Here is a 12444-nt window from a genome sequence, read left to right on the forward strand (position 1 = left end):
AAAAAGTCAGTGGATAGTTATACATGACCTATTGAAACTAGGTAACTTACTGGCTGTCATTTAGAAGATTATCTTCTCTTAAAGTTACTATCTTTCATGTAAGTACAATCGTTATCGGTTAAAAAGAGTAAACGGGTTAAAATCCATTAGTCACACAACTACAATTTTATATATAGCTGTTGCGGACCTCTTGATGCTCCAAGACAAATTTCAATGTACGACTGATTAGTGGTGGAAGCAAGGTAACATGACCTTCTAGTTCATAGTATTCATACTCCAGACGAAGTCCCGGTAAAGTATTTGAGGATAACAGCTTATACATATCCAAGGCATCTTGGATCATGAATAGCTTTTCTCGTCCACCCACTGCAATTAGAAGACTTGTTTCAGAGCATACGGTATTTTCCTCATGTATTTGTTCCTTTTGTCTAATGAATTCATCCGCCATTTTTACTAGATAACGGTTTTTCCACCAAATCGAAGGGCTTCCGGCTATATATGTTTGAAAGCTAGAAAGTTTAGTAAATAGAACATGTAAAGCGAATAATCCTCCTAAGGAATGTCCAAACAAAGCTTGACGTTTTCGATTAATTTTTAATCGGCTTTGGACCATTGGCTTTAATTCATTTTCTATAAAGCTAAGAAAATGATCAGCCCCTCCTAATTCTGGCCAGTCTGGGACTCCATGGACCCCACGATCACAATTCTTTTGACTTGTTTGGGTACTGTATATTGTTTACCTAAGTAAGTGATCGTTTGAGTATCGGTCTCTCCATCTATCAAAATCCTATCTCCTTTTAATTGAAATCGATTATCATTATCGATATTGTAATAGAATAACATTGCCAACTAACTTAATAGTTCGCTTGTTCGCTTTTAAAAAACAACTGTATGGATCGTTGGTATAAATAAATTGCTACACTATATAATGAGACCCTGTTTAAAAGGAGCTACTTTTTATGAGAGACAAACTGATCTCTTTATCCATAATAAAAAAAATAAAAGCGATTAATACATGGCTGTGTTTGATCCTTTGCTTACCTTGGAGTTTTCTTTTTTTATGTCTGCTTTTTTTACAAATCGCACACCTCCATGGACTAATCTTTTTATAATTGGCATGCTTATCTCAATTGGACTTAATTTTTTACTAAATTACTTGATCGAAAAAAAAGAGGGCGTCATGTAAAGAAAAGAAGCTCACACCTTCTAAGCGATGTGGGCTTCTTTTCTTAATCTCTTAAGTTGCAAACTGCTCATTTCCTGCTTTTTCTTCTCTTGGATCATCGACTTCTGCTGGTCTTGCACGTTTCACAAATAACGACAAGATCAATGCTACGATCACCAGAACAACTGATACAGCAAACGAATCGTTGATTCCATCTACCATCGCTTGCATCCCAATCTGGTGTTGTATTTCGGCAGTTGGAATGGTTCCTTGACTAATTACGTTCTTGGCCAATTCTTCAGCATGCGTAGCAGTACGATTAGACATCACCGTTACCAGCAGAGCCGAACCAATCGCTCCTGATACTTGCTGAAGCGTATTGTTCATCGCAGTAGCATGCGGATTAAATTGAGCTGGTAACTGATTGAGTCCATTTGTCATAATCGGCATCATGACCATGGACATACCAAACATCCGAACAGTGTATAACGTAATCAATGTTGTATAGGTTGTCTCTAAGGTCAACTGACTAAAGAAATACGTGGTAATCGCAGTAATCGTTAAGCCAATTACAGCCAGCAAACGTGCACCAAATTTGTCAAAAAGCTTACCTGTAATTGGAGACATGATCCCCATCATTAATGCACCTGGTAACATTAATAGTCCAGAATCAAGTGGTGAGATTTCTCGAATGGTTTGAATATAGATTGGCATCAATAACATAGCAGAAAATAATGCCATCGTGATAACAATGGAAATGGTCGAAGATAAAGCAAACATCGGATATCGGAAGATGCGGAATTCTAGCATTGGTATTTCCAACTTAAATTGACGGACAATGAATAGCACTAGTCCAATCACACCAACAATGATCGTTCCATAAACTTCTGGCGAATCCCAACCTTTGTCTCCGGCAGAACTAAATCCATATAGCAAGCCGCCAAAACCGATCGTAGATAATACTAACGATAAGAAGTCTAGGTTGATCGGTGTCTTCTCTTTTTTATCTCTTAATAAGAAGACCGCTGCTATTAACACAATAAAGGAAATTGGGGAGACAATATGAAATAACATTCTCCAATCGAAATGCTCGATGAGCCACCCTGACAATGTAGGTCCGATCGCAGGAGCAAAAATCATCACTAATCCAAAGATCCCCATTGCAGATCCTCGTTTCTCAATAGGGAAGCTTGTTAGCATCACGTTCATTAAAAGTGGCATCATAATCGCTGCCCCAGAAGCCTGAATCACACGGGCTATTAACAGAACAGAAAAAGCAGGAGACATACCAGCTAAAATAGTCCCAACTGTAAATAATGACATTGCAGTCAAGAATAAGCCCCTAACGGTAAAGCGTTGAATCAAAAAGGCCGTGGTTGGAATCATGATTCCGTTTACTAACATGTATCCTGTAGCCAACCACTGTACAGTAGATGTTGTTACGTCTAAATCTTTCATAATAGATGGTAATGCTACATTCAACAGCGTTTCATTTAACAATGAAATAAATGCGCCGATTAATAAAATGGCAATGATGCCATATGGTGGTTTATTTAAAGTATCAGTCGATTGCACTTATGCCATACTCCTTCTTGAACTGTCAGTTTATTTTTTTATACATATGTTACACACCTAAAGTATATTATACCTTCAGTTCAATTTTTTCAACAAAAAAATATCGTTTAAAATCAAATGATTTGTGCAAACGATTAAGATCAGCTATTATATTTTAGACAGCCAGTCTAATTTAACTTTCGGGTGAATTTTATGAACAATAGAAAACAGCAGGTTATCAATAACGCTCATCACCTATTTATTGAAAAGGGATTTCAGGCTACATCAATCCAAGATATCTTGGACTACAGTGGCATTTCCAAAGGGACTTTTTATAATTATTTTTCATCGAAAAATGAATTATTAATCGCCGTTTTCAAATGGCTATTTTCAACGTTGGATAAAGAACGAAACAAAGTATTAGTCGGAAAAGATCCTACCGATTTAGATTTATTTATCGTACAAGTACAAATTCAAATGAAAAATCATCATAAACATAAGCTATTCCGTCTGTTTGAAGAAGTATTCATGTCCAATGATCCGGATTTAAAAGCATACATTAACAAAAAGCAATTTGTGGAGTTAAGTTGGTTCTATAATCGTTTTATCGAGCTTTTTGGAGAAGAGAAAAAGCCTTATTTACTTGACTGCGCTATCATGTTCACCAGCATTTTACATCGCAATTTCCATTTTAACTTTAAAGCCAAAGAAACTAATTTGAATGAAGATGAAGTAATTCGCTATAGCGTGAATCGATTGATCCATATGGTAGAAGAAGTTTCGAATACAGGGGAACAGCTTTTGGACCCTCAGTTATTAGAAAAATGGGTACCAACCTGTGAAAGTGCGAAGCTCAAGTTGGAACAAGAAGTCCTCAACTGTATCATTGAATTGAAAAAATGTATGAACAAAGAGGTAGTAAACGAGCTAGAGCAACAGAAATACTCCGAGCTATTAGATTTTATACAAGAAGAACTGTTTCACCAGCCAACATCTCGGAAATTTATTATCGAAAGTGCGTTAAATTCATTGAAGCAAAGTAGTATTGCCTCGTTCAAACAGAATCTGAACACACTCAAACAGCTAATTGATTCCTATTTAGAAGAAATTTGAACACTCCCCATCTACCGATAGGGAATGTCTCAAACTGTTCCTACTGCAAGAAGTCTTAGACCCTCTTATTCTGAGCAGCATGGAGGTCTCGATCATGTTCTACCCGGCACTTAGGGAGAAGTGGGAGTATTTTCAGCTATAATAGATAAAAAAACAACATCCAATTGGACCAAATAGGTATTCGTTTACTTCAAAACGGGTACCTAATTTATGTCAGGTAGATATCCTAACAGTGACTTTATTGACTTCCTTAACTGTATAAATTAAAATTACAGTATTCTTTCTGTGAGAGGAAACGTATTCAGTGAATAGCGAATTTACCATAGCCGTGCACAGCTTAGTTTTTTTAGCGCATCTTCCTGATCACATGGCTAGTAGTGAATTAATTGCGACCAATGTTTCAACAAATCCCGCTAGAATTCGAAAGATTATGGGTTGTCTACGAAAAAAGGGATTTGTTAAAACAAAAGAAGGAGTTGGAGGGGGCTATATTTTAGACTGTAACCCTGAAGAAGTCACATTGGCTCAGATTTATCGTACAGTCTCATCTAAAATGCTAAAGCCTCACTGGTGTACAGGGAATCCAGAAGAAACTTGTCCCATTTCATCCAATACTCAAGAGGTCATGGATCAAATTTTTCATGAAGCAGAAATTTACTTCGAAAAATATTTGGACCAAATTACGATATACGCCGTTCTACAAAAAATAAAACAATGTCCATGATATTGGTTTATTTTTACCTATACTGTAATTTCTAAAGTTACAGATACAAAAAATCTCCTTCGCTGTTTATCCTTTAAATAGTAACTGTAACTTTATTTATAACATTTAAAAGGAGTGTGCTGTTAGTGACATGGATCAACAACTCCCCATTAAAAGAAGGCGATTGGGTCAAAGGAAAGTCACGGGATGGAGAATTGCTATTCGGTTACCTTCAAAATATAGATCTCACAAAAGGCTTGGCAATGATTTACGTTGTCGAATGTGATAACGATCAACAAACTGGAAAGACAATGGTGCTTCAAACAAAGGCGATCGAAAGGCTTCCAATTTCCACTACGAAAAATGAACACCAACTTGCTCAATTGATTGATCTAGCATTACAAACAAAAGATGAAAAATGGTTTATGGATTTATCCACTGAATTAAACGCGATTCGTACTACTTCGAAACAGAATACCAACCTAGATGATACTAGTCCTCATCGTAATAGATTGTACAAATGAATAAACAACAAGGTTTTAAAAAACGGTTCAAGAAAATAATAACAGTAGACAATATTGGATAGGAGAAGTAAAACATGAAATGTAAGATTACTCGTAACGCTGCCACCATTTTAAAAGAGATGTTAAGCAAAGAAGACGCAGCAGGTAAAATGGTTCGTGTATTTGTTACAGGCAATCATGGTGACCATGCCCATTATGATTTCAAACTGGATACACCTACTGAACACGACGAAATCGTAAAAACGAACAAAGATATTGATGTTTTATTGGATAAACGAGAAGCCGATTTGCTCGATGGAGTTTGGATTCAGTATTTTTATATTCCGCAAGAAGGCTTTGTAATAGCCAATCCATCCAAAGGAAATCACCACCACTCATTCTAATCCAAGAGACCACTCATTAGACAAAGCTGTCTAGGAGTGGTCTCTATCATATATAATAAAAGCCAATCAACCCATTACCTATTTTCATAAGGAGACTATCATGGACGGAAGCATTCGTAGTAACATTCAACCTGGTCTAGAAGTACATATTGTACTAAAACAAGACCAAAGATCAGGAAAATTAACACACGGGATCGTGAAAGATATTCTAACGAACTCTCCCAAACATCCTCATGGAATTAAAGTTCGCCTTACAGATGGACAAGTAGGAAGAGTTAAGGAGATCATTTCGAAATAACACCACTTAGGGCATTCATTTCGAATGCCCTAAGTGTATTTAGCAAGAAGTGATTTCCTACTTTTCAATATATACAGAACGTACAATGGTACGGTTCATCTCTTTGCCTTCTTTATTTTTCCCTTTTACATCTATGGTCACATTATAGACGCCAGATTGCTTCACTTCTGGTAAGTTTTCCTCAAAGCTAGCAGCATCTAACTTCTTCGTCGAATGGGTCTCGGCTACCAAGCTTCCTTCTTTGTCCACAACACGAATGGTAAAGGACACTGCTTCTGAATTGCTAGGCTGTTTAGTAGGTTGCATTAAACGAAATTTTGCTTTTGTTTGCTTCACTTTCCCTGGTAATTCTAACGAAATAGATTCAGCTTGTTTGAGTTGAGTTACCATAAAATATGCATCTTTTTTAGCTTTACTCTTCAATTGGATTGACCAAGTACCTACTTCCATCTGTTTCAATTGAAATGTTTGTACATGTGCACCTATAAAATAGAATTGGTCTGTCCCAGTTACTACATTACTATTTTTATTTGTATATACTTTTCCAGACGGTGAGATTAATTTCACTTGGGTATCAGAAGTTGCTGTTAGTACTGAGATATCTCCATCTGTCTTGGTATCTACAACAAAAGTCTGCTTGTCCCATTTGTTTTTGACAAGTGGTCCTCCTAGAACAGTCTGATTCGAGCTACTCATAATCGGCTGCTCGGATTGGTATGTTGCTAAGTTTTGATTTGTCGAGTTTATAGTAGCAGTACGAAGTTTCGGTTCAATCCGAGAAAATACTTTGGAACCCACTCGAATATTGTCATGATCCAAATTGGAATCGGTAAACAGATGAACTCCATATGGGAGCTTTGTACTCCAAACGTTCACTAGCCCGTCATTGGAACCATAGGAAGATAAATACATCCCTCCTGTATATAACGCGGAGAACATAGGACCCCAGTCAGTACCAGCGACAGTATAATACTTATTTAGCTTTGCATTTGGATGAGAATCCGTAACCGAGCGGAAGTTTGCCATCTCTCCTACTTGCAAGGAATAGGTTCCATCATCGCGTTGTCCGAGCAATGAAGCAAGCCAACCAGCCCACCAACTATAAGATAGATCTGCTAAGTGAGAACCATGATGTGGAGAACCGAGAGTTATCACGTTTCCAACATATCGATGAGCACCATAATGAACCAATGCAGCTTGAGTATCAGGTCCCCCTTTGCTATGTGCTACAATATTTACTTTTTTCCCAAAACGTTGATAGATTTGCTCCAACATCGTCGCTAGCAATCGTCCGTTATCCCACTGACTATAGGAACCATTGCCCGCAGCGTCATATAACTGGACAAACACTGTTTGATAACCTGCGTTGTAAGCGCTGTCATACATATCATTTGGACCATGATAACTTGTTTCTCCATACCAACTACTTGCAGTACCATTTTTCCCTTGAACGAACACAATAGGTGGCTTATTTGGATCATAATTTGGTGGAGTTGCCCCCAAAAACCACTCTCCTGGAGTAAATGTCTCACCAGGAGGAGTCAGCTTTCCTGCTTCAACCATTAGTGGTGTAAAAGAAAAAAATGCCATAAAAAGTGCTAGGATAACAGCAGTAATCTTAGATTTTCTAAGCACACTAACAACCCCTTTCAAAATTATTTTGTAATTCACATTAATTATAACATTTATATTCAAAAAAATTTCATAATCATATATTTCAAACCAATCATCTTGTGCTTATAACCTAACATTCTCTTTCATAATAAAACCACAGTATCTACTAACTACTGTGGGATCAAAGATATAAGGACTTGTCTATCTCCATCTTAGGAAGTAAAACCGTTTCGCCCTGTCCTTACAAATAAAATGAGCAGTTCAACCTATATGGTTGAGACCGCTCTGATCCAAATCGGGCTAAATTTTTCCTTTTCCTTCACACCTTGGACATTTAGGTGGTACTACATATACTACTGGGCCTTTTGGTTTGACTTGACCTGTTCCACGACAATTAGGACATTTATCTCCATGTTTACTGCTTCTTCCTGTTGTGTGTCCAACTACTCCAAAATTTGCAATGCCTCTACCAAAATGCATCATAGAGAGATTCCTCCTTCTCTATGACAGATCTTGAAATTTAGCTCCTCGATTTGTATCGGATCATCGCTTGATCTGCCGGATGAAAAGAAAAGCGATCTCTTCTCTTCATCCGGTAGACCAAGGATGACTTTATAATAGTAACGAAAAAACCGCTTTAGATAAACAATATTATCGAAAAACTTTATCTATTTCAGCTTGTTGCATTAATCCAAGTTAAACGTAGATGCGCCGCCGGTTTTGGGTTAAATATACAACATACTTAATTAGAAAAATTCCATTTCAACATAAATAAACGCCTAGAGGGCTAGGCGTCTATTTTAGTAGATGGATTCACTTTTTCTCTTTTGGTTTTTCTTTGTGATCCCGTATTTCTTTTTCTTCTTCTGCAAATTCTGTTCCGAATGCTAGATTTGGATTAAATCCTGTTTGGAGTGCTTCATTTCTTTGTTCAGCCGGTTCTTGACCAAGTACATATCGATGGACAAAAACCTCTGATGTGGTAACGATGGTTGCTGCTATGACACTTCCCCAGCCGATTTGCACATAGTTATCTAAGAGTACACTACCGAAAATCCACACACTCATGTAGGTCATAATAAAATCGACAACAATCGTATCTCTATTCCCAAAACGCGGCAAAATAATTTTATCCCCAATATAGGAGATAATGGTAACAGCTAGACTGAAAGAAACAATATCCACAATAGTCGCATCAAAGAAAATATCCAAACCAATCGCAAAAGCTACCATACAGGATACAAATTTTACTAACAGTAAGGTTACTGGTCTCATAATCCGAACCTCCTTCTTTAGCTAATTTGTACTAAAAACAGGAGATTTATACCTCGATTATTTGGAGTAGCCTTACAATTCATGAATGAAAAGAAAAGGTACTACTCATTTTTTACAATTAGGCGATAAAAGTCGGCTGATAGGACTTGCGAGACCTCGTCCAACGCAGATTCATCTCCCACTTTCGCTATACTGAAAAGTGGGAGTATTCTCAGCTATAATAAATAAAATAGAAGACAACTAATTGAATAAATTAGTTGTGCGAAAAGGATGCAAACAAATGCCGAAATTTATTATCGTAGGTGCGGGGATTCTAGGAGCTTCTACAGCTTACCAGTTGGCAAAACAAGGTGTGGAAGTGGTCATTGTAGACCGAAAAGATAAAGGACAAGCCACTGATGCAGCAGCAGGCATCATATGTCCATGGTTATCGCAACGACGAAATCAGGCTTGGTACCAGCTAGCGAAGGCAGGAGCACGCTTTTATCCAAGTTTGATTAAACAATTAGAACATGATGGTGAAACACAAACTGGTTATGCTCAAGTTGGGGCAATTAGCATACATAAGGAATTAGAAAAAATACTCAAAATGGAGAAACGTGCTACTACCCGTAAAGAAGATGCTCCCGAAATAGGGGAAATCACTCAGCTTTCTTTAAATGAAGTAAATGCGTTATTTCCACCACTCACATCTGACTATGCAGGATTACATATTAGTGGTGCCGCTCGTGTCGATGGACGTGCCCTTCGCAATGCCCTATTACGTGCTGCGCAAAAAAACGGCGCCACCTTTATACACGGCGATGCTACTCTCCAATTCAGCGAGAAACGTGTAACAGGAGTAATGGTATCAGGAGAGTCCATCGATGCCGACAACGTAATAGTTTGTGCCGGCGCATGGGCAAAGCCATTATTACAACCGCTAGGTGTTCATCTACAAGTAACCTATCAAAAAGCGCAAATCGTTCATCTGATGTTGCCAGATACCAACACAAACGAATGGCCTGTTGTCATGCCACCTAGTGATCAGTATCTGTTAGCTTTTGAAGATCAAAGAATCATAATCGGAGCAACGCATGAAAATGATATCAATGGGTATGACACACGGGTTACGGCTAGCGGTTTGCAGGAAATTTTCAACAAAGCGTTAGATATTGCACCAGGCTTAGCCGATAGCACGTTCTTAGAAGCAAGAGTCGGATTTCGCCCCTTCACTCCAGGTTTCCTCCCTATAATTGGGGAGTTACCTCATTGGAAAGGGATTTTTATCGCGAATGGATTGGGGGCTTCTGGCTTAACAATGGGTCCGTATATCGGATCACAATTAGCAAAGCTCTCTCTAGGCCAAGTACTAGACATCGATCTGGAACTCTATGATGTGCAAGGTGCCATAGAGAACTAAATCAAATATAAACTCTAAGAAACTTCTTGATTGGGGATCTGCTATTTTAGCAGATTCTTTTTACTTCCCTTACGATTAGCACACTCGAAATCCAAGCAAAATTTAACAAATCTTTTAAACCCTTGAACTTCTTTTCCCCATCTATTGCCTATAATGAAGTAGATCTACAAAACTACTAATTCTCAATAGAATTTAGGGGGTAGAAGGTCAAATGAAAAAGTGGAATATCGCTTTTCTTCATTCATTAGAAAGTGTTTACCAAATGTTTAAAGGAACTTACGCCAATCTAAGTCAGAAGTTTATTCTCTGGAGTCAGAAAGATAGCGGCCAGCAGGAAAACACAAACACCTATGATCTTGGTCTAGCAAAAAGAGGATATAGAGCCAAACCGGGTGATAGGAGCATGAGTAAACTGGAATGGAAAGCGCAATTTCAGGAACAGAGGATCCGCTCCCATCTCTCCTTATCTGCACCTATTCGAATTCCTGTTAGTGCTTTCATAAAAGTGGAATACAAAAATAGTTATAAGCAAATCAAGTTTAACTGGTGCGAGGGAAATTATCGATACCAAGCTCGTTGGCACACTCGTACTCGTTTTGCTCCGAGTTGGCAAGGGAATACATGGGTTATCGAGCGAACAGATCAAAAGGAAAAAACCTCGTGCGTTTTAACTAATACAAACGTTTGGACTCCTAAACGAGTTTGGCAACGTGCAATTCAAGCACGGAAACGTGGAAGAGCAAACGACGAACAATATTTCTTATTAAACTTTGGTCATTGGACAGCACTATAGAACTTCCTCTTCGTATATCCTAAACCTTGTGTCATGAGTACTTCCATCACCTCATATATAGTAGAGAATGGATATACGCAAAGGAGACATAATATTATGCATAAAAAGTTGACTCCAATCGTACAACCGATGTATGTGAATCAACAACCTACCGTACCTACGTATATTTTTTCCGAACCAGTAGTCCCCCAATCAAATCAATATATAACGAACATCGAGCCTGTCTTTGTCGATCATTTAAGTAGACACAGAGGTCAGCGTATTATAGTCACCACAACGATTGGTGAGATAGAAGGGGTTCTAACAGGTGTTGCTGTTGACCATATCCAACTCGACGTGAGTGAAAAAGCGTTGCATATCCGGATCGCACAGATTGTATCTTTCGAAGGATTTCCGATCTCATACGAAGAGAAGCAGGCTACGAAAAAGTAGCCTGCTCTTTTTGTCTAGGAATTTATCACCTATTATGTTCAAATAAAGATTTTTGCAACTCCGTATCCATAAGATCCACAGTATCAAGTTCTAATTCCTTCTAACCTCCTACAAAAAAATATAGATAAAATAAAGAAAATATCGCTATAAGTGAAATAAAAAATTTTTTTATCTTCCTCATCCTTTTATATTTATAAGAACCAAAGACTTACAGCAAAGAGCGTTTGGGCTAAGAAATAGGTGATCATCACTCCCAATTCACCCCATCTATATTTTCTTACAAAACGATTCCACGCCAAAATAGCATCCGACAGATAAAATAAGAAGGCGCCAACTATTAAAAAAAACATCCCACTTTGCAAGGCACGGAACACCATAAGAGAAATCACCGAGATATACAAAAGCACAGCAACTTGTAAGATGATTCCCCCTTCCTGATTCACTCCGGATCGCAAATAGAGAAAGAATATAGTTGCAATAGCTACTAATACAAAGATTTCAAACAGTGTTACACCTGATATTTCCCTCTTTGCTGGAAATGCAACTACATAGATGACATGGGCAATAAAAAAGGAAACCAACCCTAGTATAAATCGATCGGATGGTAGCATTAAAAAAATATCTCCCAACATTGAGAAGAAGAGGCCCAGTAAAATAAGCCAGCCAAAGATCCCTACTTCGTCTACCTTTAAATAGGCGATGATCATAATCAGAACCATGGTTCCTGGCTTTAAAACATATTTCCACGTATATGCTTGGCAAGTAATCGCTACTAGATATCCCCCTATCGAAAGCCCAACGAACAAAAGTAAGCAAATAAGCAATGGTTTATTCCATCTCCTTTTCATGTATAAGACCGAATATTACAAAATTTATTCCCTCCATAATACATTCTACCTTTGTAATCTATAAAACATAAGATGATCCTGAATAACACTCAAATGGAATATCCTTAACCGACCTAATTTTAGCCTGTTCCAGATCAAATTGAAGGTGCAGAGAGATTATATTGCTGTAACTGTTCTTCTTCATTATCTAATACTCCTCACAACAAAAACACCCTACCATCCACATGGCAGGGCCATTCCTTAAATCTCCAATTCTCCCAGACGGACGAGTTCCACCACGGCTTGCGAGCGTCCTTTGACCGCTAGTTTTTGCATCACATTACTGATGTGTACCCTTTGC

15 protein-coding genes and 1 pseudogene are annotated in these 12444 nt (G+C 38.0%); 8 read left to right on the forward strand and 8 right to left on the reverse strand.

Annotation, left to right across the window (positions count from 1 at the left end; genetic code table 11):
* Positions 1–166: 166 nt before the first annotated feature.
* The 3 genes from VJ09_RS06285 to VJ09_RS06290 form a co-directional block, all read right to left on the reverse strand.
* A complete protein-coding gene (locus VJ09_RS06285) occupies positions 167–634 on the reverse strand; it encodes an alpha/beta hydrolase (RefSeq protein ID WP_230199135.1) in 468 nt (155 codons plus the stop codon).
* 26 nt (positions 635–660) lie between these two features.
* Positions 661–783 carry a hypothetical protein gene (locus VJ09_RS18955; protein WP_267904272.1) on the reverse strand — a complete coding sequence of 41 codons (123 nt, stop codon included), beginning with the start codon at positions 781–783 and terminating at the stop codon, positions 661–663.
* Between the two features lie 454 nt (positions 784–1237).
* Positions 1238–2740 (reverse strand): DHA2 family efflux MFS transporter permease subunit, encoded by a 1503-nt coding sequence (locus tag VJ09_RS06290; RefSeq protein WP_044640726.1) that lies wholly within the window; start codon positions 2738–2740, stop codon positions 1238–1240.
* A gap of 192 nt (positions 2741–2932) precedes the next feature.
* Between VJ09_RS06290 and VJ09_RS06295 the strand changes: the two genes are divergently transcribed.
* The 5 genes from VJ09_RS06295 to VJ09_RS06315 all read left to right on the forward strand — a co-directional run bounded on the left by VJ09_RS06295 (position 2933) and on the right by VJ09_RS06315 (position 5740).
* Positions 2933–3832 (forward strand): TetR/AcrR family transcriptional regulator, encoded by a 900-nt coding sequence (locus VJ09_RS06295; protein WP_044640727.1) that lies wholly within the window; start codon positions 2933–2935, stop codon positions 3830–3832.
* Between the two features lie 304 nt (positions 3833–4136).
* Positions 4137–4556 carry an Rrf2 family transcriptional regulator gene (locus VJ09_RS06300; protein ID WP_044640728.1) on the forward strand — a complete coding sequence of 140 codons (420 nt, stop codon included), beginning with the start codon at positions 4137–4139 and terminating at the stop codon, positions 4554–4556.
* A 125-nt stretch (positions 4557–4681) separates the two neighbouring features.
* Positions 4682–5059 (forward strand): IDEAL domain-containing protein, encoded by a 378-nt coding sequence (locus VJ09_RS06305; protein ID WP_052807253.1) that lies wholly within the window; start codon positions 4682–4684, stop codon positions 5057–5059.
* A 74-nt stretch (positions 5060–5133) separates the two neighbouring features.
* On the forward strand, positions 5134–5442 hold the full coding sequence (locus tag VJ09_RS06310; protein WP_044640729.1) for a heme biosynthesis protein HemY: 309 nt from the start codon (positions 5134–5136) through the stop codon (positions 5440–5442).
* Between the two features lie 100 nt (positions 5443–5542).
* A complete protein-coding gene (locus tag VJ09_RS06315) occupies positions 5543–5740 on the forward strand; it encodes a YwbE family protein (protein ID WP_044640730.1) in 198 nt (65 codons plus the stop codon).
* Positions 5741–5797: 57 nt separating this feature from the next.
* Here VJ09_RS06315 and VJ09_RS06320 read toward each other — a convergent pair whose 3' ends face one another.
* The 3 genes from VJ09_RS06320 to VJ09_RS06330 all read right to left on the reverse strand — a co-directional run bounded on the left by VJ09_RS06320 (position 5798) and on the right by VJ09_RS06330 (position 8629).
* On the reverse strand, positions 5798–7330 hold the full coding sequence (locus VJ09_RS06320) for an esterase/lipase family protein (RefSeq protein ID WP_044641649.1): 1533 nt from the start codon (positions 7328–7330) through the stop codon (positions 5798–5800).
* Between the two features lie 324 nt (positions 7331–7654).
* Positions 7655–7837 (reverse strand): hypothetical protein, encoded by a 183-nt coding sequence (locus VJ09_RS06325; RefSeq protein WP_044640731.1) that lies wholly within the window; start codon positions 7835–7837, stop codon positions 7655–7657.
* A 330-nt stretch (positions 7838–8167) separates the two neighbouring features.
* Positions 8168–8629, reverse strand: coding sequence for a YndM family protein (locus VJ09_RS06330; RefSeq protein WP_044640732.1), 462 nt, complete (start codon positions 8627–8629; stop codon positions 8168–8170).
* Between the two features lie 280 nt (positions 8630–8909).
* Here VJ09_RS06330 and VJ09_RS06335 point away from each other — a divergent pair, with 280 nt between their 5' ends.
* The 3 genes from VJ09_RS06335 to VJ09_RS06345 all read left to right on the forward strand — a co-directional run bounded on the left by VJ09_RS06335 (position 8910) and on the right by VJ09_RS06345 (position 11256).
* Positions 8910–10031, forward strand: a complete 1122-nt coding sequence (locus VJ09_RS06335; RefSeq protein ID WP_044640733.1) for an NAD(P)/FAD-dependent oxidoreductase — start codon at positions 8910–8912, stop codon at positions 10029–10031.
* A 211-nt stretch (positions 10032–10242) separates the two neighbouring features.
* The gene (locus VJ09_RS06340) at positions 10243–10824 is read left to right on the forward strand and encodes a hypothetical protein (protein ID WP_052807254.1); all 582 of its coding nucleotides are present in this window, start codon (positions 10243–10245) and stop codon (positions 10822–10824) included.
* 96 nt (positions 10825–10920) lie between these two features.
* Complete coding sequence (locus VJ09_RS06345) at positions 10921–11256, forward strand: DUF2642 domain-containing protein (RefSeq protein WP_052807255.1); 336 nt, start codon at positions 10921–10923, stop codon at positions 11254–11256.
* Positions 11257–11447: 191 nt separating this feature from the next.
* On the opposite strand, the gene VJ09_RS06350 is transcribed toward VJ09_RS06345, so the two are convergent.
* Positions 11448–12080, reverse strand: a complete 633-nt coding sequence (locus VJ09_RS06350; protein ID WP_052807256.1) for a lysoplasmalogenase — start codon at positions 12078–12080, stop codon at positions 11448–11450.
* A 264-nt stretch (positions 12081–12344) separates the two neighbouring features.
* A pseudogene (locus tag VJ09_RS18030) lies at positions 12345–12440 on the reverse strand (helix-turn-helix transcriptional regulator); the annotation flags it as partial.
* Between the last annotated feature and the right edge of the window lie 4 nt (positions 12441–12444).

The sequence above is a fragment of the Risungbinella massiliensis genome (genome assembly GCF_000942395.1).
Taxonomy (GTDB): Bacteria; Bacillota; Bacilli; order Thermoactinomycetales; family Thermoactinomycetaceae; genus Risungbinella; species Risungbinella massiliensis.

Coding starts and splice junctions, on each gene's coding strand:
- VJ09_RS06295 (WP_044640727.1), top strand. CDS start 2,933: ATGAACAATAGAAAACAGCAGGTTATCAATAACGCTCATCACCTATTT.
- VJ09_RS06310 (WP_044640729.1), top strand. CDS start 5,134: ATGAAATGTAAGATTACTCGTAACGCTGCCACCATTTTAAAAGAGATG.
- VJ09_RS06315 (WP_044640730.1), top strand. CDS start 5,543: ATGGACGGAAGCATTCGTAGTAACATTCAACCTGGTCTAGAAGTACAT.
- VJ09_RS06320 (WP_044641649.1), bottom strand. CDS start 7,330: ATGGCATTTTTTTCTTTTACACCACTAATGGTTGAAGCAGGAAAGCTG.
- VJ09_RS06325 (WP_044640731.1), bottom strand. CDS start 7,837: ATGATGCATTTTGGTAGAGGCATTGCAAATTTTGGAGTAGTTGGACAC.
- VJ09_RS06330 (WP_044640732.1), bottom strand. CDS start 8,629: ATGAGACCAGTAACCTTACTGTTAGTAAAATTTGTATCCTGTATGGTA.
- VJ09_RS06335 (WP_044640733.1), top strand. CDS start 8,910: ATGCCGAAATTTATTATCGTAGGTGCGGGGATTCTAGGAGCTTCTACA.
- VJ09_RS06340 (WP_052807254.1), top strand. CDS start 10,243: ATGAAAAAGTGGAATATCGCTTTTCTTCATTCATTAGAAAGTGTTTAC.
- VJ09_RS06345 (WP_052807255.1), top strand. CDS start 10,921: ATGCATAAAAAGTTGACTCCAATCGTACAACCGATGTATGTGAATCAA.